This is a genomic window from Petrotoga sp. HWHPT.55.6.3 (assembly GCF_002895495.1).
Lineage (GTDB): Bacteria > Thermotogota > Thermotogae > Petrotogales > Petrotogaceae > Petrotoga > Petrotoga mobilis.
Genome location: NZ_AZRJ01000002.1, coordinates 51,217 through 71,230 on the forward strand (window position 1 = coordinate 51,217; position 20,014 = coordinate 71,230).

Consider the following 20,014-nt stretch of genomic DNA (forward strand, 5'->3'; position numbering starts at 1 on the left):
TTGGTTGGCACTCATTTTAAATTCCTGATATTTTTATTATCTATCTGTACAGGGGAGGAGATTTTACATATGGGTATGGGAAAACCAACAATAGAACAGAAACGACTGGATGCTGATCTATGGATAATTCTGATTACAACTTTTGCAGCTCTTGGAATATGTATGGCTTTCCAAAGCCAGTTTAACAACGTAGTCAAGAATGTGCATATACCCATTTTGTTAAGAACTTTGATTGCTGCCATATGTCAATTTAGTATCGCCGGATTAGGAATTAGCATAGTAGCAATTTATAGAAAAGAAAGCTTTTTTTCACATGGTTTAAGGTTAAAAGGTACTTTGATGTCCATTGCCCTCTGCGTAATTTGTTTTGTTCCACATATCATTTTTTTAGCTGTAACACAACAGATAACAAGTTATTTACCTTTTCAGGCTGTATGGATGACGAAAGAGGCTCTATCGAGCGGGTTCCCCGTTAATATAGTGACAATGTTAATTATCGCAACAGCGTGGGGCTTTTTTGAGGGCTTTAACTATGTGGTAATCAGCGATAAAATTAATCTGCGGTTTCCCTCGAAAAACAGATTGCTCAATTGGGGTGCGATTTTTTCTGCGATAGCGTGTATTTTAATACACGGTATGATAGGTGTTACCCTTGAAGGTTTCATTGAAATGTTAACTGTAATTATCATTATTTATGGTATGCTAATAGTAAGAGAAATCACAGGAAATGGTTGGGGATGTATATTCATTTTTGTGTTTTTATGGAATGCGTTTTAGTAAAAAGCATTTTCAAAATTTAGGATTAAATCTGTAAATATAATCAATCACCAAAAATACCTATACTATCATTCGAACTTATTCTAATTTAAATCAACGGAGAGATTTTAGCATGTATTCTATCTTACTAGTGATTATCTATATTTCATTCATCAGTCTTGGATTGCCAGATACTCTTTTAGGCTCAGCATGGCCAAGCATGTATGAAACATTAAACGTGCCTGTATCGTATGCAGGAATTATATCGATGATTATCTCTTGTGGAACTATTATTTCAACATTGTTCAGCGGTAAGTCTATTCGTAAACTTGGAACTGGAAAACTAACCGCCATAAGTGTTGGAATGACTGCTATAGCATTGTTTGGTTTTTCTATATCAAATACATTTTGGCATTTGTGTTTGTGGGGGATACCTTACGGTTTAGGTGCAGGAAGCGTTGATGCAGCACTTAACAATTTTGTCGCCCTACATTACAAAGCTAGACATATGAACTGGTTACATTGCTTTTGGGGAGTTGGAGCCACACTTGGTCCATACATTATGGGAATATTATTAACTAACGGTTTTAAATGGAATTCAGGATATTTTACTATTTCGTTAATTCAGATTGCTTTAACTCTGGTACTGTTTTTTACTTTGCCACTGTGGAAAGAAAAGAAAACAAATAACAAAAGTAAAGAAGAAGAATACAAAAATTATTCTTTAAAAGATGTTGTTGCTTTGCCTGGGGCAATGTCTATAATGATCGCCTTTTTCTCTTATTGTGCATTAGAGGCAACTACTGGATTGTGGGCGGCAAGTTATTTAGTACTAAATAGAGGTATAGCTGCTGAAACAGCGGCCAAATGGGCTGCTTCATTTTATTTCGGAATTACAATAGGAAGGTTTATATCTGGATTTATAACATTTAAAATGAATAATAAGAACATGGTACGTTTAGGACAAGGAATCATAATTTTAGGATTGTTACTATTGATTCTTCCTTTTATCAATTATACGGCATTTATAGGCCTTATTCTTATAGGTTTAGGTTGTGCACCGATATTTCCAAGTTTGATACATTCAACACCAACTAATTTTGGTAAGGATGTATCACATTCCATTATAGGCGTACAGATGGCATCAGCATACCTTGGAACAACCCTTATGCCACCCTTGTTTGGATTTTTGCAAGAATATTTTGATATAAGGTTATATCCCATTTATTTAACTATATTGGTCTTTCTTATGATAGTCATGGTGGAAAAGGCAAACGGTTTATTTATGAGAAAACAGGTAAGGCATAGTAATCCTTGACTTATTTAATATCCCTTGAATAAATTATCAGCTCGTCGCGTTTGTACCAACCTGTTTTTTCCCAAAATGTCTTGCCAATTTCGTTCTCATAATACACAAATAAATGACATTTTATTATACCTTTTTCTTTTAAACTGCTTAAAACCAAGTTTACCAATTTTTCCCCTATCCCATTTCTTCTATAGTTCTTATCAACAGCAAGATGGTAGAGATATCCTCTTCTTCCATCTTCGCCACATAGAATTGTACCAATAATTTTTTCATTATCTTCACATACAAAATTTAAACCAGGATTTTTATTCAAAAATCTTTCAATATTTTCTTTTGTATCAGATTCACTTAAACCCATGCCTTCTGTTTTTTCCCACAATCTATACATCTGTTCATAATCTTCTATTTTTGCTTCTCTGAATTTTATTCCCATTTTTCTGCTTCTCCTCAAGAATTGATCAATTGCGCATGTAAGGTATACACATCCCGATAGTTTTGGATCATTTTTACAAAAAAATTGTAATAAGCTTCATATGTTTTAACTGAAGAGGTTTGGGGTTCAAAGCTCTTTCCCAACTTTATCATAACTTCCCCAGCTTGCTCAATATCGTTGTAAACTCCCAATTGTGAAAAAGCTACCATCGATTCACCTATCAATGTTGCATTTTCGGTCTTTGATTTGGTTACAGGGATGTTGAATATATCAGCTAAAATTTGAACCCAGACATCACTTTTGCTGCCTGAGCCCCCTACTGTTAATCTTTTTAAATTAACATCATTTTCTTCTAAAGCTGTTTTTATCATGTTCAGCCCATAACCTACACCTTCATATATAGATCTTGCCATGTGACTTAAGTTGTGAAAAGTTTTCAATCCAAAAAAACTACCGGTAGATAAGCTGCCTATTCTTGGGTCTCTTTCTCCTGTTAGAAATGGAAAGCAAATAAGCCCTTCGGAACCTGTTTTAACCTTCGAAACCTCTTCGTTTATCTGATCATAACTCATACCGTTAGCTATATTATTTCTGAACCATTCCAAAACTACACCCGCGTTGTTCACCGCTCCTCCTATAGCCCACATACCGGGTAATAGAGCATAGGTTTGAAGTCTATATTGCCCTGTTTTATCAAGTAATGGTTCATTATACGCACTTCTAAACATTGCAGTGGTACCTAAATTACATACAGCGCTCTTTTTATAACCCCCCATTCCTAAAATCATTGCTCCACCGTCATATACTCCTAACATAATAGGAATCTCTTTTTCTAAGCCTATTTTTTTAGCTACTTCTTTTTTTACCGTATCCACTATTACATTCCCAGGTACAAGATTTGGCAATTGATCTTTTTCAATGCCTAATCTTTTTATTAATTCTTCATCCCATTTTTGCGTTTTTATATCCAAAAGTTGTGTAACAGAGGCTAAACTTGGTTCAGTGTAACATTTCCCTGTTAATTTGAATGTGAAGAAACTTTTGATGTCCAAAAATTTATAGGTTTTGGCAAAAATTTCTGGTTTTTCTTTTTTCAACCACAATATTCTCGCTATTGTATAATTAAAGGCAGGTGGGCAGCCAGTCTTTTGATATATTTCTTCAAAGGAAAATCTTTCTCCTACTTCGTTCATTATATTCTGTGATCTTGTGTCTAAAAGTGTGACCATATTCATCAAAGGATTCCCTTTTTGATCTATCGGAAGAAAACCAAATTGATACCCAGAAAAAATTAATAATGAAATATCACCTTCAAAGTTTGTGATTATCTTTTTAGATATATCCAAAAAGTTTTCCCATAATTCTTGAGGATCGTGTTCCGCTGCCCCTTCCACGGGCTGAACTAAATTTATCTTTTTGATTTCTTGAGAAATGATATCTCCTATTTCGTTTACAATTGCTCCTTTCATGTTTGTCGTTCCCACATCGAGGACTAAAACATATTTCATAACAATAAACCCCTTTTGTTGTTTTTTTCTTTAATATTCAAAAATTTTTAAAACGCTCCCCACCCATAAGGATTAAGGAAGTCTTTGCCACTGCAGACCACCTTAAACTAATAATTTATTTTCTACCTTTGAATTCTGTTATAATTTTTTCTATAACTTCTGGGTTAACTATTTGTTCAGGAATTTCACCTTTCATCAACTTTTCAATATCCTCAACCATTTTTTCATCCATTTTTCTTAATGAATACTTCCCATATCCCCCTATATGAGGCAATATGTACACATTTGGGTATTTCAGTAATGGATTATTTGGGTTTATTGGTTCTTCTTCTAATACATCAAGCCCCGCAGCTGAAACTTTCTTAGATTCTAAAGCTTCAATAAAATCATCCTGGTTTATCAATTCTCCCCTTGCCGTGTTAACTATTACTACCCCGTTTTTCATTAAGTCGAAAGCTCTTTTGTTTATGAAATGATAGTTCCCTTCATTTAAAGAAGCATTCAAACTTACTACATCGGATGTTTTTAAAAGTTCTTCAAAGCTTACCGGTTTTACCCCAGTTTTTTCTATGACCTTGTCAGCTATATAAGGGTCATAAGCTATTACTTCTGAACCGAATCCTTCTTTTACTATCTCAGCAACTCGGCTACCAATGTTTCCATAACCAATTATTCCTACCGTCAATTTTGACAGCTCATCACCCACAAAACCTTTTCTATCTTGCCATTTATTTTCTTTAACCGCTTTATTGGCAGGAATAATTTGCCTCAAACAGATGAGAATCAAAGCAATAGCAAGTTCCGCAACGGAATCTCTTTCGTGGATACCAAGAACCCTTGTGACCATAACCCCATTTTCTGTTGCGGATTTAATATCCACATTGTTGTATCCAATACCGTGACGAGCAATTAGTTTTACATCTTTATTGAATTGAAAAAATTCTGAAGTAAAGTTTGGTGTAACGCTTGCTATAACAAACTTACAACCTTTCAATTTGTCTGCTAACTCTCTTCCTGGTATCTTAGGATCGACAGTTATCCTTTCCACAATACCTATTTTCTTTAATCGTTGCATTAAATCTGGAAAGTATATTCCAAATGTACTGGAATTTACTATCGCGATGTTATTATTGTCTTCCGACACCTCTTTCCCCCCTTTTTTTAGATATTATGTATATCTTGCCATTCTGTGTGAAATATTCCCTCTTTGTCCCTTCTTTCGTACGTGTGAGCACCAAAATAATCCCTCTGTGCCTGAATCAGATTCGCCGGTAACTCTTTTGACCTTAACCCATCAAAATAATCAAGGGCTGAACTTAGAGCAGGAATAGGTAGACCAGCTTTTTTGATCTCTGAAACTACCTCTCTCAACTTTGGAATTTTCTCCTTAAAATCACTTTGGAATTCGTCAGAAATTATCAAATTTACTAAATTAGGATCTTTTTTAAACGTTCTTTGTATTGGTTTTAAAAATTCGGATCTTATTATACATCCATCTTCCCAGATTCTTGCGACTTCTGATAGATTTAAATTATATTCATATTCTTTAGATGCTACTTGCAACAGCTTCATACCTTCCGCGTAAGCAATTATTGTTGAAATATACAACGCATCCCTTAATGAATTTATAAAGCTCTCATTTAAATTCACTTCCGTGGATGTTCCATATATTTCTCCAATCCTCATCCTTTCATCTTTTATTGAAGATAACGTTCTTGCATTGACGGCAGCGTTTATGGTGGGTATGGATATATTCAAGTCTAAAGCGTCTTGAACACTCCATTTCCCGGTACCTTTCTGTTTTGCACTATCTAAAATGACGTCAACAATTGGCTTACCAGTTTCTTCGTCTTTCCACTCTAAAATCTTATAAGTAATTTCCATCAAATAAGATTTGTGGTCTTCATTCCATTCTTTAAATACTTTACTCATGTCTTGAGGAGTCATTTTAAGCACTTTCCTCATAATATCGTATGTTTCTGCTATCAACTCCATGATGGCGTACTCTATTCCGTTATGAACCATTTTTACATAATGACCACTTGATTTTGGACCAAGGTAAGTAACACATGGACCATCTTCTGTTTGAGCAGCAGTCGCTTCGAGTATATTTTTTACCTCTTCATATGCGGATTCATCTCCCCCAGGCATGATGGATGGACCGTGTAATGCGCCGTATTCCCCTCCACTTATACCGGTTCCTAAAAATCTTATTCCTTTTTTATGTAATTCTTCGTATCTCCTGTCTGTGTCTTTGTAATAAGAATTCCCTCCGTCTATGATTATATCTTCTTTATTCAAATAAGGCAAAAGTTCCTCGATTACATCATCAACTGGTTTACCAGCTTTAACCATCAAAATAATCTTTCTTGGTGTTTTTAGTGAATTAACAAGTTCTTCAAGGGAATAAGTCCCTTGAATATTTTTGTTTTTTGCCCTTTCTTCAACAAATCTTTTAGTTTTTTCACTTGTTCTATTGTAAACGGACACCTTAAAACCCTTTGATTCCATGTTTAAAGCAAGGTTCTGCCCCATCACCGCCATCCCTATAACCGCAATATCGTTCTTTTGTTGATCCATTATATCAACTCCTTCTATTTTTTATTAAATTGACTTTCAGGCATACAATTGGGACATACTTATACACCACTATAAGCGGCGAAACCACCATCTATTGGAACAACAACACCGTTAACAAACTCAGAACTATCACTTATCAACCACATTACTGTAGAAATTAGATCTTTAGGTTCTCCAAACCTTCCCATAGGTGTATGATCTAATATTTGATTTCCCCTTTGGGTTAAACTACCGTCTTCATTCGTCAACAAGAATCGATTCTGATTAGTTAAGAGAAATCCCGGAGCTATTGCATTGACCCTTATTTTTTTCGAATAGTTTTGGTTCATATGAACCGCTAACCATTGTGTAAAATTACTCACAGCAGCTTTAGCTGCAGAATATGCAGGAATGTTTGTCAAGGGCCTAAATGCGTTCATCGATGAGATATTTATTATCTCTCCATAACCGTTTTCTGCAAAATATTCTCCAAACACTTGACTTGCCAAAAATGTTCCCAAGAAGTTCAAGTTAAAAACCCACTGTACTACGTCTTCTGGGAGTTCAAAAAAAGATTTATCTTTACTTGTTGTTGCTTCGGGTTTGTTGCCACCCGCTCCGTTTATCAGTATATCTATTTTACCAAATGTTTCAAGAATTTCGTCTTTTGCTCTTATTAAATCATTTTTTTGTAAGACGTTGATTTTAATCGTTATGTGTTCAACACCTTTTTCTGTTAATTCATTATTTAACATAGCCAGAGCTTTTTCTGATAGATCCAGTACAGCAATCTTCCCACCAGCTTCTCCCAAAGACCTAGCCATTTCAGAGCATAGAACACCAGCTCCTCCTGTTATCGCTATTACTTTGCCTTGTACATTAAAATAATCTTCGACTTTACTCACGTTGATCATCTCCTTTTATAAATTCTTATTTATATTATACAATTAATTCGTTCTAAAATGAAATTAATTATTTATACAATAACCGCTTATAATTCTGCCTAATCGGCTCAAATTACCTATAATCGTTGATAATTCAAAGAAATAATGTTGCAGCCATGGAAGACCATCCTTGGTTGAGTGATCCTCGAGCATAGATTGGACTATAGTATTCTACAGGGTTTATCCATCCTTTTTCCAAGGAGTATTCCCACCATCTAGTTAAAGGATATCTATAATCCATACCTTCTCTTTTCTTAACCAAGGCATATATAGAGGACAAATAAGGCCAATCACTCCCGTTGTGGTACCTGTAAGGAAATACACTTTTACTGAAAAGGTGTTTTTTTGATTTGAAAAATGGCCAAACGGACATAACCCCCCAATCTTCAAACTTTTGCTCTTTGTTATTCTTTGTTTCAAGCATTCTCTCCATAGCGTTTAAAGTTTTTCTTTTTTTGTCTTCATCTGCTATATTAAAAAGCAAAGCCAATATCGTATCTATATTCAAGTGATCTTCCAAATAGTCACCAATAAAATCATTAAAATACCCTTTTTCCTCGTTCCACATTTTTTCGTTGAAATTGTATTTCATTATTTGATATTTTTCTCTTATATCTTCAGCAATTTTTTTATCTCCAATTAAATCATATATTAAAGAAGCTTCTTCAAAGGCTTTTATCTGAATCGCCAAATCGTAGGTAACAGCTCCATTTCTGTACACATTATCCGCCCAATCGTTTGAATCAAAGGGCTTTTCAAATAATAAATCATTATCAGTATCTAAACTAATATACCTTTTAAGAATATTACCAATCTTATCCAATACTGTGCCATCTGGAAATCGTTCTTTTAAAATACTCAAGTCTCCCGTATTATTAATGTAATCAGACAAAAGTATTATGTAGTATCCTCCAGAGTCATGATGGTTTGACCACCAATCTTTTTCGTATTTATAAAATTCTTTTGCCTTTTTGGGTAACATATTTCTTTTGCCTCTAATAAAAGCCAATTCCTCTTCACCTAATTTCATTACACCGCTTGGACAGCTTCCATCTTCGTGAACACCTTCGGACAAAAATAAAATCTGGTTTTTGGCGAATTTTGGATCCACTTTCATTATTGGCTGTATAGTCCAAAAACTATCTCTAAAGTATGTCCTATTCGGGAAAGAATAATTAACCCCTGCTGCTAAAGCTAAATCCCCATTATAATCTTTTATAGAAGAAAAAGCAGTGTGCATTGTAAATAAAAACTCTGATTTTTCTAACTCACTTAAGTCTTTGTTTTGTGCTAAACTGTTTAGATAATGAAGGTATTTGGTGTTCTTTTCTTCTAAATTCTTTTCTTCTTTTCCAATGATAATCTCTATTTCGTTGTTCTCGTCAGATCTCAACACGAAGGCTACTTTTTCACCTTTTATTAGATCTTTTATCTCACCTTTTTTAATGATAATTTTAAAGTCATCAGCGAATGTCAAACACTTATTTTCTACTTCCTGCTGATAACTTATAGGAATTTCTATCTTATCAAAAAAAGGTAGTTTGAATTCTTTTTTAAAAACAGGGGTGAATGAGAACACTAAATTTTTTAGATTTTTAAATTTAACAAGGACAGAATAAGCAGATGGGTCGCTCATAACAGTCATTTTTGATAAACCATTATTAGCTGACATACCATCAGGCCAAAATCTCACCCTTTGACTTGGGTAAAAGTTTAATCTTATTTTAGACATTACCGTTCCATACTTGTTGGAAAAAACAGAAAAAGGCATGCAGTTTTTCAACAACATTGTCGAAGACCTGTTACTTATTATGTATTCCTTTGGAAAAATTTGAAAATAAGTTAAACTTCCATCATTCTCTATCTTATAATACATAATATCCTTCCCCTTTTACCAAAGTTAGAGGATAAAATACTTCTACGGCTTTATTTCTTCCCTCTAAAACATCAGCTGCTATATATTTGTTCATCAAAGATATGGGGCCCAAGACTTCCTTTTGAGATTCGTATAATCTTAAAACCTTGATTTTTTCTTCCAGAAAATCAGTAATCTCTACAAAGAATTTAGATTGAGAAATCTTTGTGATATCAGATATGAACATAAGAACGTTGGAACAATTGTAAGGTTCATTTTCTAAATCCTCTCTTTTCGTTCTAGCTAAAAACAAGGCATCTATAGTACTTTCTCCAACTGCCTTGTGATCGGGGTGCTTGTCTTCAAAATAGTGTGTGAAAAGGATCTTGGGCCTATATTTTCGTATAAGATTTGCGATTAATGCTGCTAAATTATTAATTTCATTTAAATATCCGTCTTTCAGTCCTATCATTTCAAAATAATCAAGTTTCAAAGATTTTGCAGCATGTTCTGCCTCCATTTTTCTTACGTTGATATCGTTGTTTCTCCCTGCAGAGCCATCGGTTAAGATTATTCCACCACAACTCTTCCCTTCTTTTTTCAATCGAAGTATTGTTCCTCCTCCAAAAGCCTCATAATCATCAGGGTGGGCCCCTATGAAAAGTGCATCCACCATATTTTCTCCTCCCTTTTTTCTTATTTTAGAGATCCCATTGTTATACCTTTTACAAAATACCTTTGAAAGGCTAAAAATACAATCATTACAGGAATTATAGATAATGTTGTCATTGCCAAAAGAGATCCCCATTGTACGGTATACTCACCTGAGAATAATGCCAATCCAAGCTGCAGGGTCATATATTTTGGTGAGCTAACAACTAACAAAGGCCAAATATAATCGTTCCATCTCCAAGTAAATGATAACACAGCCAAAGCAGCTATTACGGGTTGAGATAAAGGTATTATGATCCTCCAAAATATTTTTAATTCACTTCTCCATCGATTTTGGCGCTTTCTATCACTTCTGTAGGAAATGATTACCTTATAATAACACAAAATTTCAACTTATCTCTATTTTTTGATAAAATAATTTTATAGAGTCTTTTATTAAAAAGGAATTAAAATGATGATAGATATAATTGCCATTTCTGACGAGGAAATATATTTAACAAATAAAGACAAAAAAAAGTTTGACTTACTTATTTGCGCTGGAGATCTTTCTCCGCAATACATTGATTACGTGATGAATGAATTCAAACCATCCTTAAGCTTGATGGTACATGGTAATCATGATAAAAAGTATTATAAATTATACGAAGAAGAAAATAACTCTTTCTCAAAGGTATACAAAGGAGCTTATGTTTTAAATCATGGCATAGTTAACTTAAAAAAATTCATCGGCAAAGACATAATAGTAGCGGGATTTTCCGGTGCTTTAGCTCATGGATATAGACCTTTTTATTTCAAAGAAAAGGATATTAATAAATTTAATAGAGAGGTACGTTTCAGTACAATCTTTAAAGGTAATAAGTACAAGCAAATCGATATAATGGTTACACACAATCCTCCTTACATTAAAAATACTATAAAAAAATACGGGCAATCTCATACCCCTTCAAGAGCTTTGGGGGAGTTTTATCTTAAAGCATTTCCAAAAATTTGGATATACGGCCATATTCATCCACGATACGACTTTCAAGAACTTGATTTTGAAATTAAATTTTTAAATAATGTATCTTATCTAATAAATGCGGTACCTTATAAATTAATAAAGTACGATGAAGAAAAGAAAGAAGTAATAGAAATTTATACTTATAAGATGATAAGTCCTAAGACCATTTTAATTTAGAAAGTAATTAATTCTTTTAAATAAAATTTTAATTATTTTGCTGTATTATAGAATTATTAATATAAGAATATATCCCTAAAAGGTTTTACTGTTTCTTGCAAAAAATCTTTTTTATAATAAACTTTGATTTTGAACTTGGGGATCTTAAGGGGTTTACCCCTTAACGTGCCCAAAAAAAGGAGGCTAACCTAATGTATAGGACCTCAAGAAGTCTCAGCAGAAGCGAGTACGAAAAAGCTAATAGATTAGCAAAGAAAGACTTTTTGGCTAATATTTCAAAAGGGAAAGAAGGATATCTGCCGTGTTTAGAAGATATCATCCACAACGCTGAAATAATTAAGGAAGAAAAACTTGGTCTTATAGATATCCCTATAGAAAGGATCAAAGGAACGTACTACCATTCTCGTTCACTATCTTTTTCTGCAAATTTTTATCCCTTAATGAAAATTGACTCAGAATTTGCAAGTAAATGGATCAATTTGTATGAAGCTCATATATCTGAAGGAATAAGGGATCCTGTAACAGCCTACGAATATTTAAACTGGTTTTATATTGTTGAAGGGAACAAAAGGGTAAGCGTTTTGAAATATTCAGACGCTTTTTCAGTCCGTGGGGAAGTTACTAGATTGATTCCAAAATGGGATGAAAACAATCCTGAAATAAGGATCTACTATGAATTTTTAGATTTTTATAAAAAGACAAAAATTAATATAATCTGGTTCAACAAAGAGGGCAAATTCAAAGAACTTTACGAGTTAATCAAAGATTATAAGAAAAAAAGTGATTTTGTTGAGAATGAATATGATGAATTAGTCCATTCAGTATATCTTCTATTTAGAAAGCTATATAGGGAAATTGCTAAGGACACGATTTCGCTTACTGAAGAAGAGGCTTTTTTAGAATACCTAAAAAAATTTGGTTTGGAAAATGTTCCCACTATCGAAAGAGAAATGAGGGAGCAAGTAGACGAGTTAGTAGAAGAATTAGAGGAACGTTTGGGTAAGCCATCCGAGCCGTTATTTAAATTGCCTCAAATTTTCGCAGGGAAAACATTAAAAGTAGCTTTTCTATATAACACCTCAATAGAAGAGTCTGCATGGACATATTCCCATGAATTGGGAAGAAGGTACGTTCAAAAACGTTTAGGAAATGAAATAATAACAAAGTATTTTGAAAATATTTCTGATTTAAAAACGTATGAAAAAATATTGGAACAACTCGAAGAAGAAAAATTCGACCTAATATTTTCTACCAGTTTTGACTTCTTACAAAATCAGAACACAAAGGAACTTCAAAATGTTCGATTCATGTATTTTTCCGGATATCGTACTACAAAGAATATTAACACATATTTCGGTCGTATGTACGAACCAAGATTCCTCTCTGGAATGATAGCAGGTGCAATGACCACTAACAATAAAATAGGTTACGTTGCTTCCTACGGTATACCTGAAGTCATAATGGGAATAAATGCCTTTGCTTTAGGGGCAAAGGCTGTTAATCCAAAAGCAAAGATATTTGTTGGATGGACGAATACTTGGCGCAATATAGAATATGAAAGAGACACGTCAGAGTATTTGATAAATGAAATTGGAGTGGATGTTTTAACCCATCATCAAGATTCTCCGGAAGTTTGCAAAGTTGGAGAAGAATACGGCGTCTACACTATTGGTTACCATATTGACATGAAAGATTATGCTCCAACTACCCATTTAACCTCTGTTGTATGGAATTGGGGAGTTTACTACGAAAACATAATTAAAGATGTATTAAGAGGGTCAAATTTTTCTTTATTTAGATTGTTTTCTGGTTCAGAAAAGATTGAGAACTTTTGGGGTGGACTTAAGAGTGGAGTAGTTTGTTTGTCACCTATAAGCAAAATTGTTCCTTCTACAACAAAAAACCTTGTTGACACTGTGAAAACGGATATTATGGAAAATAGGTTTCACCCTTTCAGGGGGGGTATTTTTGATAAAGAAGGTAATATGAAAGTCTCGGAAGGCAAAGATATCTCAGACGAAGAACTAATGAAAATGGATTGGTTTGTGGACAACGTTTATTATTCTTAAAAATGGGTACCAAATTTTGTTGATCTCAACCCTTTCTTAGTTTATCACAACATTTATGAGCCAAGTTCGAACGATGCCGGATATCTTTCATCAACGATAGATTTAAAAAATTATACTCTGTATTCTGAATTTCTTTTAGATCAGTATCAATTACCAACCGAAAGCCAAAGTAGCCCTCCAAACGCTTATGGGTTCATGATGGGAGGCAGAAAGAAAGGACAAAAAATAGATTATGGGATGGAGTTTTATAAGACTTCCACATGGTTGTACAATAAAGGTGAAGGTAACGAAGATTTTACTTATCCCGTTTGGAAAAATCTTCTTCTTGCGGAGGATAAAACTATAAACTACTTTCTTGGTTTCCCATATGGACCTGATGTTGAATTGTTCAAAATTTTTTTAGAAGGTGAACATTTTGGAATAGATTATGAACATCTAGTTAAAGGTACGATCACAATAGACACACCTTACAATGAAGAAGAATGGCAAAAGTATTCCATTCATGGACCGGTTCCACCAACTACTGTTGAAAACATTTTACGACTGGATTTTAAAATTGGAAACAATCCAACTTTTTTTACACAATCAATTTTTCGAAACAAAGATTTATGGATGTTAGTTGGATTAGAATACACTTTCTCATTGAAAATCCCTTAATTTTAAGCTTCCACTTTTTCTAACTTTTCTATCAATTCCAAAGTTATTTCTTTCATATTTTCCACCACTAAATCTGCTTTCGATAGATCCTGGTTGAGTGAGTTTGGGTTTTTAAAACCTATGCACTTCATTCCAGCAGCTTTTGCCGCTTTAACACCATTCTTTGAGTCTTCTATAACTACACATTCCTCTGGTTTAACATTTAACAATCCAGCTGTGTATATAAAAATATCAGGTTTAGGCTTACCACGAGCAACGTATTCTGAGCTCACCAAAACCTCAAAATACTTCTCAATGTCAAACATGCAAATAACTTCTTTGATCAACCTCATTGGCGAAGAAGAGGCCAAAGCTATTTTATAATTCTTTTCTTTGAGTATCTGTAATAACTCTATTACACCTTCTATTGGCTCTTTAACCCCTTCTTTTAATAATTCCAAATTCTCTAAGTTTTGTTTTTCAAGTAATTCTTCAACACTTTGTTGTAGATTGTATTCATTTTTTAAGTCTTGCCACATCTCTTGGTTGCTTACACCGATATAATTACTATATGAACTTCTATTAATTGGGATTCCCAGTTCTTCAAAAATTCTTTTATTTGCACTATAATGGATGGGTTCACTGTCAATAATGACCCCATCCATATCAAAAATAATGGCTCTTAACATTATTACCTCCTAGCTTTTACACAGGTTGATAATTAACATGATTCACAACATCTATTTTAAGAAATTCATTTATCTCTTTTTCGCCCCCAATATATTCCTTTAACTCTTCAAGGTCTTTACTCATAAGCTTTTTGAATTCTTCCCCATAAATTGTTTCATTTTTAAAAATATAAGAAGCTAGAAGATCAAGCCTCTCTCTATTTTGCTTAAGAAGTTCGAGAGCTTTATCGTACATAGAATTAATTATTTTCTTGACTTCAACGTCAAGTTCTTTAGCGGTTTCTTCCGAATAATTTCTTTGTTTTGTCAACTCACTCCCCAAAAATATTTCTTCCTCTTCTCCTTCCCAATACACAGGGCCCATTCTTTTGGACATTCCTAACCTATAAATCATGGATTTTGCATAATCTGTAGCTTTTCTCAGATCATCTTTAGCCCCGGTAGTAGCAAAATTAAATACTAATTTCTCGCTAGCTCTCCCTCCAAGGGCTACAACGATCCTATCAAGTATTTCAGATTTTTTAATTAAATATTTGTCTTTTTCAGGAATTTGTAAAGTAGAACCTAACGAACCTGCACCCCTAGGAATTATAGTAATCTTGTAAACAGGGTCGGTATTAGGCAATAAATATGCCAATACAGCATGTCCCAACTCATGATACGATAGAATCTTCTTTTCTTTATCGGATATTATCCTGTACTTTTTTGATGGACCGGTTAGCACCCTATCAATAGCCTCTTCAAAATCACTCATCTCGACTTGGTTTTTTTTCTTTCTTGAGGCTATTAAAGCAGCTTCATTAACTAGGTTTTCTAAATCAGCTCCAACGAAGCCCGGTGTCCTTTTGGCTAACAATTTTAAATCAACATCAGGGGCTATTTTCTTTTTTCGTGTATGTATCTTTAAAATTTCTTCTCTTCCTTTTACATCTGGAGGACCTACCATTATTTTTTTATCAAACCTACCTGGTCTAAGCAATGCTTTATCAAGAACATCAGGCCTATTGGTAGCAGCCATGACAACAACCCCTGTCGACGTGTCAAAACCATCGAGTTCCACTAACAAGGCATTGAGAGTTTGTTCTCTCTCATCGTTCCCTCCACCAAGCCCAGCTCCTCTTTGTCTACCTACTGCGTCTAATTCATCGATAAATATTATTGCAGGAGCATTTTCTTTAGCTGTTTTAAAAAGGTCTCTAACTCGCGATGCACCAACCCCTACAAAAAGTTCGACAAAATCAGATCCACTTGCATAATAAAAAGGTACATCTGCTTCTCCGGCTATAGCCCTTGCTGTCAAAGTTTTACCAGTTCCCGGAGGGCCTACCAACAAAGTTCCTTTAGGCATTCTTGCACCCAATTCTTGAAATTCTTGAGGGTTTTTCAAAAATTTTACAATATCCTCGATTTCGTCCAAAACTTCATCGATTCCTGCCACATCTTTAAAAGTAACTTTTTCCCCGATAGGTTCATACTTTTTTGCCCCACTCTTTCCAAAGTTCATACTGCTTCTAGCTCCTGCGGGAGCCGAACGATACAACCAAAAAAAGAAAAGAACCATTACTACTATTGGAATTATGTTTATCAATAAACCAAACCACCACTTTGATCCTACACTTTCAACATACTCTACCTTTATACCTTTTTGAATTAAACTATTCACATACTGTTTATCGATTACTAAAGCTGGCGAAAAAGATTCATAAGTAGTACCGTCTTTGCTAAGTATTTCCACGTTTCCATTTTGGTTTATTTTCATGGATTCAACCTGGCCATCATTGATCAAACTCAACATTTCTGAATAGGATATTATAGGATTATTTTCCCAATTCAAAGAAATGAGAGCCCCAATAAAAATAATCGCAAATATAATATAAACCCAAATTATGTTGGAAAACTTTACTTTCTTTTTTTCTTCTTTGGTGTTTTTATTTTCTTTATCGTTTTTATTTTCAGGCATTTATTTACCTCCTCACAGATGTTAACCTATATACATTTAATCCAAAATACTGTACTTTTTCAACGTTTTCATCTTTCTCTAATTTTTCAAAAATTTCATTTTTATTTTCACATTTTCTTTGATCCAAAAAACTTTCTATTTCATGCTGATTCATCGGATGTCTTTTTATTATACTTAAGATAGCTTCCAAATCGTCTTCTATAGAACTGTAAAAATCTTCTTCTTCTAAAAAATCAAGGGATATGCCTCCTAAGATATTTTGCGCTAGCTCAATTTTTTCTTTTTCTGGAACTGTTACCCAATCTTCCGCTGGGGGTCTCATTGGTAAATTTATATACAATCTATCATAACTTATTCTATTAAATATTTCTTTGATTTTCCTTAAAGATTCTTCATCATCATTTAGCCCTTTTATCATCATAAATTCCATCCAGATTTTACCTTTAAAGTTTTTAGAAAAACTTATCAACCCATCCACGTAAGAATCAAAAGATATACTTTTATGAGGTCTATTTATTTTTTTAAAGGTTATTTGATCATAAGCATCCAGTGTTGGCATTACAAGATCGCTCTCATTTAATTCTTCCCTTACTTTTTCTTCACAAAGTAGAGCTCCATTTGTAATTACAGCAACAGGTTTATCAACATAAGCTTTTATTGATTTTATTAGTTCACCAATTCTAGAGTATAATAATGGTTCACCTTCACCAACTATAGTTACAAAATCAAACTGGGATACATCGCTTTTAATATAAGCTTTAAACTCTTCCAAAATATCTTGCAAATTAAAAAATTCTTGTCTTTGGTTTGTCATGTTAGTCGTTTTCCCCAACTGACAGTATACACAAGAAAAATTACAAGTTTTTGGAGGTATTGGGCTTACTCCTAAGGATCTTCCCAATCTTCGAGAAGGTACAGGACCGTATAAATATCGAAAACTCATCAGACACCTCCAATATATACTCGCTTTTTTTACTCATTTAAATTATATCAAATATCACCCTTTAAATAAAAATAATAGTGAAACATACTAAAGAAAAAGAAATGAGGAAAACAGTATCTTTTATTTTCCAATTAAACTGCTTAAATCTCGTCCTCCCTTCCCAACCATTGTATCCTCTTGCTTCCATAGCAATACTCAAATCTTCAGCCCTTCTCAGAGCAGATACCAACAAGGGAATAATTATAGATATAGCCCCTCTAATCCTTCCAGAAAATTTTCTATCATCAAAATTTGCCCCCCTACTTAATTGTGCTTTCATTATACGATCTGCTTCATTTGCAATTACAGGGATGAACCTTATAGCAATCGTCATTACCATCGATATTTCATGAGCAAATCTTTTAGGTACAAAAAACCATCTCAAGACATCTTCTAGAGCATGAGCTAAAGAGGTAGGAGAAGTAGTTAACGTGAGAACAGAAGATAATAAAACTGCAAATAATATTCTGAAGGTAATTATAGCGGCATTAAATAAACCGGTATCTGTTATTCTGATAAACCCGATCCTAAAAAGTGTATTCCCTCCTACTGTAAATAACTGAATTACGAAAGCAAAGATGACTATGAACCATATTGATTTTAAGGATTTCATATAATACTTCAAGCTTAGTTTAGATAACAACATCAAAACCAAAGTATAAGAAGACATAATCAAAACATCATAAAAACTGTTTATAGAAAAAGCAAATCCTGCCAAAACAAACAACCCTAAAAGTTTTCCCCTTGGATCCAGTGAATGCATCAATGAGTCTAATTCAACGTACCTTCCCAAGGCAACATTATCCAAAAGCATTTAAATACTCCTTTTACCAATCATTTTTTCTAATTCCCAGCATTCAATATTTTAACATAATTCAAGAATTATTATATTATTTGTGAGAAAAGATTGTGTGGTTTTTTTAAAATATTAATAAACAGAATGGCTGATTTTTATTAAGTTTTGATTAAGTGTTTTTGTAAAAAGATGATATAATTATTTTAATGTCTACAAAAAATCAATTTGGAGAGACACATGGAAAAATCCTTATCAAATAGAAGTATGAAATACCTATTTATACTTTTGTTGATTTTAATAATATGTATAATAATTGTTTTTTTAGTTTCTAAATCCTCAAACTATAAAAAGCAGATCATTTTTTTTGAAGAATACTTAAAAAGCAACTATACTTTGGAGGATACAACAATAAACGAATTCGTTAAAGTTTTTGAAATATTATATAAAGAATTTCCCTATGTAACTGAATATGTTTACCCGATCGAATTGTTAGCTATTGGAATAGTAGAAACAAATTTTGAAAACGTAAAAGGAGATAGTGGTGATAGTTTGGGATATTTTCAGATACAAGCCCCTACTTATTGGTATTTAAAACATAATTACCCTGAATTTTATCAAAGAATTAATTTCTTAGAACCTTGGTATTGGGATAACATAAAAGAAAGACCTGATGTGCAATTATTGACTTCTATCTTATACTTATACGATATAAAATCACGTTTTGGCGAAGAAGATGCGTATAGTATTTACAATGGTGGGTCAGAAACATATAAAGACAAAATATTATTAAGACTTAATATTTTAGAAAATGAACTCAAAACATTTAACAGGAGGTAAACATGCAGATATCGGAGCCGCTTATTTCAAAACCTATTTTTAGTGAAAAAATTTGGGGAAATAATGAATTGAACAGAATTTTCAACTATGAAAAAACCCAACCAATAGGGGAAGTCTGGTTATATTCCCCTCTAGATGGATACGAAACCATCTTGTATGGGAAAAATAGCCTAAAAGATTATGGAAAAGCAAGTGAACTTTTTCCGAAATTTCCTTTGTTGTTGAAATTAATCGCAACCTCATCCTGGCTTTCCATACAATTACACCCGGATGATACAATGGCTAAACAATTAGAAAACGAACCATGGGGAAAATCAGAAGCATGGTACTTTCTGAAAGATAATGGCCAAATTAAAGTTTCAAATAATAACAAATGTATTTTACAAGCTTTTGATGATAATCGTTGGGATGAAGTACTAGAAAGTTATGAAATGAACAAATTTGATGCGATATTCATACCCGCTGGAACCGTGCATACTTTAGGTCCCAATAGCCTTTTACTTGAAATACAGCAAAGCTCAGATTTAACTTACAGACTATACGACTGGGGAAGACCTCGAGAAATCCATGTTGATAAATCTAAAAAAGTTCTCAACACCATTCACACCAGTTACTCTATTTCAAGGAAGACCGAAGGATTGTGTACCAAATACTTTAGCTTTTCCAGATTTGCCAACCAAAATAAAAAAGGGTTTGGCGTATATGTTAACTTGAAAAGCTATGAAACAATAGTACTTCCAGAAGAAGTAAATTATAATTTTCAAGGTGAATTTGTGGAATTTAAATTAGACGAAATTGGCTGGAAATCACTTTTATAGTTTCATAATCAAAA

Annotated in this window: 19 protein-coding genes; 7 read left to right on the top strand and 12 right to left on the bottom strand. The window is 33.4% G+C overall.

Going from position 1 to position 20,014, the window contains the following annotated elements:
* Window positions 1-75: 75 nt before the first annotated feature.
* Entirely contained in the window at window positions 76-777 is a 702-nt protein-coding gene (locus X926_RS00690) for a hypothetical protein (RefSeq protein WP_233186645.1), read from the top strand.
* 112 nt (window positions 778-889) lie between these two features.
* A complete protein-coding gene (locus X926_RS00695) occupies window positions 890-2,074 on the top strand; it encodes a sugar MFS transporter (protein WP_103064584.1) in 1,185 nt (394 codons plus the stop codon).
* A gap of 1 nt (window position 2,075) precedes the next feature.
* Here X926_RS00695 and X926_RS00700 read toward each other — a convergent pair whose 3' ends face one another.
* The 8 genes from X926_RS00700 to X926_RS00735 all read right to left on the bottom strand — a co-directional run bounded on the left by X926_RS00700 (window position 2,076) and on the right by X926_RS00735 (window position 10,420).
* On the bottom strand, window positions 2,076-2,498 hold the full coding sequence (locus X926_RS00700) for a GNAT family N-acetyltransferase (protein WP_103064585.1): 423 nt from the start codon (window positions 2,496-2,498) through the stop codon (window positions 2,076-2,078).
* Between the two features lie 14 nt (window positions 2,499-2,512).
* Entirely contained in the window at window positions 2,513-4,006 is a 1,494-nt protein-coding gene (locus tag X926_RS00705) for a gluconokinase (RefSeq protein ID WP_103064586.1), read from the bottom strand.
* Window positions 4,007-4,121: 115 nt separating this feature from the next.
* Window positions 4,122-5,150 carry a D-isomer specific 2-hydroxyacid dehydrogenase family protein gene (locus tag X926_RS00710; RefSeq protein ID WP_103064587.1) on the bottom strand — a complete coding sequence of 343 codons (1,029 nt, stop codon included), beginning with the start codon at window positions 5,148-5,150 and terminating at the stop codon, window positions 4,122-4,124.
* Between the two features lie 17 nt (window positions 5,151-5,167).
* The gene (gndA, locus tag X926_RS00715; RefSeq protein ID WP_103064588.1) at window positions 5,168-6,586 is read right to left on the bottom strand and encodes an NADP-dependent phosphogluconate dehydrogenase; all 1,419 of its coding nucleotides are present in this window, start codon (window positions 6,584-6,586) and stop codon (window positions 5,168-5,170) included.
* A gap of 59 nt (window positions 6,587-6,645) precedes the next feature.
* Window positions 6,646-7,470, bottom strand: coding sequence for an SDR family oxidoreductase (locus tag X926_RS00720; protein WP_103064589.1), 825 nt, complete (start codon window positions 7,468-7,470; stop codon window positions 6,646-6,648).
* Between the two features lie 133 nt (window positions 7,471-7,603).
* Window positions 7,604-9,385, bottom strand: coding sequence for an amylo-alpha-1,6-glucosidase (locus X926_RS00725; protein ID WP_103064590.1), 1,782 nt, complete (start codon window positions 9,383-9,385; stop codon window positions 7,604-7,606).
* Window positions 9,375-10,040: a PIG-L deacetylase family protein gene (locus tag X926_RS00730; protein ID WP_158245161.1), complete on the bottom strand. Its 666-nt coding sequence runs from the start codon at window positions 10,038-10,040 to the stop codon at window positions 9,375-9,377. Before X926_RS00730 ends, X926_RS00725 begins: the two co-directional genes overlap by 11 nt.
* 20 nt (window positions 10,041-10,060) lie before the next feature.
* Window positions 10,061-10,420, bottom strand: coding sequence for a carbohydrate ABC transporter permease (locus X926_RS00735; RefSeq protein ID WP_158245162.1), 360 nt, complete (start codon window positions 10,418-10,420; stop codon window positions 10,061-10,063).
* A gap of 67 nt (window positions 10,421-10,487) precedes the next feature.
* On the opposite strand from X926_RS00735, the gene X926_RS00740 reads away from it, so the two are divergent.
* The 3 genes from X926_RS00740 (at window position 10,488) to X926_RS00750 (ending at window position 13,939) form a co-directional block, all read left to right on the top strand.
* The gene (locus tag X926_RS00740) at window positions 10,488-11,213 is read left to right on the top strand and encodes a metallophosphoesterase (protein WP_012208289.1); all 726 of its coding nucleotides are present in this window, start codon (window positions 10,488-10,490) and stop codon (window positions 11,211-11,213) included.
* A 191-nt stretch (window positions 11,214-11,404) separates the two neighbouring features.
* Window positions 11,405-13,282 carry a BMP family ABC transporter substrate-binding protein gene (locus X926_RS00745; RefSeq protein WP_103064593.1) on the top strand — a complete coding sequence of 626 codons (1,878 nt, stop codon included), beginning with the start codon at window positions 11,405-11,407 and terminating at the stop codon, window positions 13,280-13,282.
* 195 nt (window positions 13,283-13,477) lie between these two features.
* Window positions 13,478-13,939: a hypothetical protein gene (locus tag X926_RS00750; RefSeq protein WP_012208291.1), complete on the top strand. Its 462-nt coding sequence runs from the start codon at window positions 13,478-13,480 to the stop codon at window positions 13,937-13,939.
* A gap of 2 nt (window positions 13,940-13,941) precedes the next feature.
* On the opposite strand, the gene X926_RS00755 is transcribed toward X926_RS00750, so the two are convergent.
* The 4 genes from X926_RS00755 to X926_RS00770 all read right to left on the bottom strand — a co-directional run bounded on the left by X926_RS00755 (window position 13,942) and on the right by X926_RS00770 (window position 18,363).
* Window positions 13,942-14,607, bottom strand: coding sequence for an HAD family phosphatase (locus tag X926_RS00755; protein ID WP_103064594.1), 666 nt, complete (start codon window positions 14,605-14,607; stop codon window positions 13,942-13,944).
* Between the two features lie 16 nt (window positions 14,608-14,623).
* Complete coding sequence (ftsH, locus tag X926_RS00760) at window positions 14,624-16,567, bottom strand: ATP-dependent zinc metalloprotease FtsH (RefSeq protein WP_103064595.1); 1,944 nt, start codon at window positions 16,565-16,567, stop codon at window positions 14,624-14,626.
* Between the two features lie 4 nt (window positions 16,568-16,571).
* The gene (locus X926_RS00765; protein WP_103064596.1) at window positions 16,572-17,510 is read right to left on the bottom strand and encodes a radical SAM protein; all 939 of its coding nucleotides are present in this window, start codon (window positions 17,508-17,510) and stop codon (window positions 16,572-16,574) included.
* 61 nt (window positions 17,511-17,571) lie between these two features.
* Window positions 17,572-18,363 carry an energy-coupling factor transporter transmembrane protein EcfT gene (locus tag X926_RS00770; RefSeq protein WP_103064597.1) on the bottom strand — a complete coding sequence of 264 codons (792 nt, stop codon included), beginning with the start codon at window positions 18,361-18,363 and terminating at the stop codon, window positions 17,572-17,574.
* A 219-nt stretch (window positions 18,364-18,582) separates the two neighbouring features.
* Between X926_RS00770 and X926_RS00775 the strand changes: the two genes are divergently transcribed.
* Both X926_RS00775 and X926_RS00780 read left to right on the top strand, forming a co-directional pair.
* Window positions 18,583-19,182, top strand: coding sequence for a hypothetical protein (locus X926_RS00775; protein WP_103064598.1), 600 nt, complete (start codon window positions 18,583-18,585; stop codon window positions 19,180-19,182).
* A gap of 2 nt (window positions 19,183-19,184) precedes the next feature.
* Window positions 19,185-20,000 carry a type I phosphomannose isomerase catalytic subunit gene (locus tag X926_RS00780; protein ID WP_103064599.1) on the top strand — a complete coding sequence of 272 codons (816 nt, stop codon included), beginning with the start codon at window positions 19,185-19,187 and terminating at the stop codon, window positions 19,998-20,000.
* Window positions 20,001-20,014: the final 14 nt, after the last annotated feature.

Excerpts from the sequence above, each read along its gene's own strand:
- gndA (WP_103064588.1), bottom strand. The coding sequence starts at position 6,586 with ATGGATCAACAAAAGAACGATATTGCGGTTATAGGGATGGCGGTGATG.
- X926_RS00780 (WP_103064599.1), top strand. The coding sequence starts at position 19,185 with ATGCAGATATCGGAGCCGCTTATTTCAAAACCTATTTTTAGTGAAAAA.
- X926_RS00765 (WP_103064596.1), bottom strand. The coding sequence starts at position 17,510 with ATGAGTTTTCGATATTTATACGGTCCTGTACCTTCTCGAAGATTGGGA.
- ftsH (WP_103064595.1), bottom strand. The coding sequence starts at position 16,567 with ATGCCTGAAAATAAAAACGATAAAGAAAATAAAAACACCAAAGAAGAA.
- X926_RS00690 (WP_233186645.1), top strand. The coding sequence starts at position 76 with ATGGGAAAACCAACAATAGAACAGAAACGACTGGATGCTGATCTATGG.
- X926_RS00725 (WP_103064590.1), bottom strand. The coding sequence starts at position 9,385 with ATGTATTATAAGATAGAGAATGATGGAAGTTTAACTTATTTTCAAATT.
- X926_RS00775 (WP_103064598.1), top strand. The coding sequence starts at position 18,583 with ATGGAAAAATCCTTATCAAATAGAAGTATGAAATACCTATTTATACTT.
- X926_RS00700 (WP_103064585.1), bottom strand. The coding sequence starts at position 2,498 with ATGGGAATAAAATTCAGAGAAGCAAAAATAGAAGATTATGAACAGATG.
- X926_RS00745 (WP_103064593.1), top strand. The coding sequence starts at position 11,405 with ATGTATAGGACCTCAAGAAGTCTCAGCAGAAGCGAGTACGAAAAAGCT.
- X926_RS00750 (WP_012208291.1), top strand. The coding sequence starts at position 13,478 with ATGATGGGAGGCAGAAAGAAAGGACAAAAAATAGATTATGGGATGGAG.
- X926_RS00730 (WP_158245161.1), bottom strand. The coding sequence starts at position 10,040 with ATGGTGGATGCACTTTTCATAGGGGCCCACCCTGATGATTATGAGGCT.
- X926_RS00740 (WP_012208289.1), top strand. The coding sequence starts at position 10,488 with ATGATGATAGATATAATTGCCATTTCTGACGAGGAAATATATTTAACA.
- X926_RS00695 (WP_103064584.1), top strand. The coding sequence starts at position 890 with ATGTATTCTATCTTACTAGTGATTATCTATATTTCATTCATCAGTCTT.
- X926_RS00705 (WP_103064586.1), bottom strand. The coding sequence starts at position 4,006 with ATGAAATATGTTTTAGTCCTCGATGTGGGAACGACAAACATGAAAGGA.
- X926_RS00770 (WP_103064597.1), bottom strand. The coding sequence starts at position 18,363 with ATGCTTTTGGATAATGTTGCCTTGGGAAGGTACGTTGAATTAGACTCA.
- X926_RS00755 (WP_103064594.1), bottom strand. The coding sequence starts at position 14,607 with ATGTTAAGAGCCATTATTTTTGATATGGATGGGGTCATTATTGACAGT.